Raw genomic sequence first — 1,413 nt, forward strand, 5'->3', positions numbered from 1 at the left:
AAGCCCGTAAATTAGCAGTCAAGCACATATCATATTTCAAGAATCAAGCGCAACAGGCATTTAATGCATTTATCAGAGAAAGAGATAAAGACCTTCCGTGTATTAGCTGTGAGCGATTTCATAAGGGGCAATATCACGCAGGGCATTATCGAACAATTAAAGCTCATCCAGAGCTGAGATTTGATGAAGATAATGTTCATAAACAATGCTCTGCATGTAATAACTATTTATCAGGAAATATAATTAACTATAAACTCAGATTGATTGAGAAAATTGGTCAAGAAAGGTTTGATGCTCTAATGATGCCAAGGCCGCTAATGAAATGGCGGCGTGAAGATTACGAACGTATTTGTGATGAATATCGGGCAAAACTCAGGAGATTAAGCAATGACAATCTTCACTGACATATCAGCAGCAATAGAAGAAGCGAGATTTTTGCGACAAGAAACAAAGCATCATCATGTTATCACTCAAAAACGAAATGGAACTCTCACAGTTAGACAAGAAGTCGGAATAAATAAAGAGAGTCGTCTACGTAAAGCTTATAGCACTCGTTACGATTGTCGTATTGCAACAGTATTGCCGGAGGTAAATAATGCGTGACATTCAACTAGTTTTAGAGCGTTGGGGAGCGTGGGCGGCAGATAATAGAGAAGATGTCTATTGGTCGTCAATTGCAGCAGGATTTAAGGGGCTAATTCCCAACAAAGTTAAATCTCGCACGCAGTGCTGTGAGGATGACGCTATTGTTATTTCTAGCTGTATGGCAAAGCTGAATCAAAAGAATAGCGATATTCATGATTTGTTATTTGACTACTATGTGTTTGGTAAAACATTCATGCAATTAGCTTATGAACATAAATGCTCTGACGGTCATATCGGTAAAAAATTACAAAAGGCGGAGGGTATTGTTGAAGGGATGCTGATAATGCTAGGCGTAGAACTGGAAATGGATAAATGTGTTCAAAAAATTGCAGCCTAATTTAATAAAAGAGTTTACGTACGTAAAAAACTGAATATTATGATAAGAGTGATAGCTATGTCACGCAGCTTATCGAATTAATAATCCTCGTACTCACGGGGCTTTTTTATATATCAAGCATCAATTCCCGGCTGCGCATGGCGTGGCCTTTTTCTTTATTACCGTCGAGAGGTCGGGTATGAACTTTGACAAACTATCTCCAGAATCCCAAGAACAGGCACGATTAGCACTTATTACTATTCTGTCGCAAATGGTACCTGATGGACTGAGTGATCTTGACGCGGTATTTGTAGGTGAAGCTGTTGCCGCTGCGTTTATCTCAATGGAGCGCTATAGCAGCGTTTCTGACGAATGCAAAGATGAGAGTAGAGATTGTGATCGCGAAGCGTTTTTGAAAGCAGTAAACACCCCTCACCCTAATGGCAAGTGGG

Annotated in this window: 4 protein-coding genes; all 4 read left to right on the top strand. The window is 39.7% G+C overall.

The window, feature by feature from the left end; genetic code table 11:
- A partial coding sequence (locus ACGF5R_RS23955) for a recombination protein NinG (RefSeq protein WP_387693119.1) occupies positions 1-404 on the top strand: 404 nt, incomplete at its 5' end.
- The gene (locus tag ACGF5R_RS23960) at positions 388-603 is read left to right on the top strand and encodes a hypothetical protein (protein ID WP_387693120.1); all 216 of its coding nucleotides are present in this window, start codon (positions 388-390) and stop codon (positions 601-603) included. The genes ACGF5R_RS23955 and ACGF5R_RS23960, both read left to right, overlap by 17 nt.
- The gene (locus ACGF5R_RS23965; RefSeq protein WP_112879923.1) at positions 596-982 is read left to right on the top strand and encodes an antiterminator Q family protein; all 387 of its coding nucleotides are present in this window, start codon (positions 596-598) and stop codon (positions 980-982) included. Before ACGF5R_RS23960 ends, ACGF5R_RS23965 begins: the two co-directional genes overlap by 8 nt.
- Positions 983-1,160: 178 nt before the next feature.
- A partial coding sequence (locus ACGF5R_RS23970; protein ID WP_387693122.1) for a hypothetical protein occupies positions 1,161-1,413 on the top strand: 253 nt, incomplete at its 3' end.

Source organism: Photorhabdus sp. RM71S (genome assembly GCF_042879355.1).
In the GTDB taxonomy this organism is placed as follows: domain Bacteria; phylum Pseudomonadota; class Gammaproteobacteria; order Enterobacterales; family Enterobacteriaceae; genus Photorhabdus; species Photorhabdus kayaii.

Bases quoted from the DNA above. Each gene is read 5' to 3' on its own strand.
- ACGF5R_RS23960 (WP_387693120.1), top strand. From the start codon at position 388: ATGACAATCTTCACTGACATATCAGCAGCAATAGAAGAAGCGAGATTT.
- ACGF5R_RS23965 (WP_112879923.1), top strand. From the start codon at position 596: ATGCGTGACATTCAACTAGTTTTAGAGCGTTGGGGAGCGTGGGCGGCA.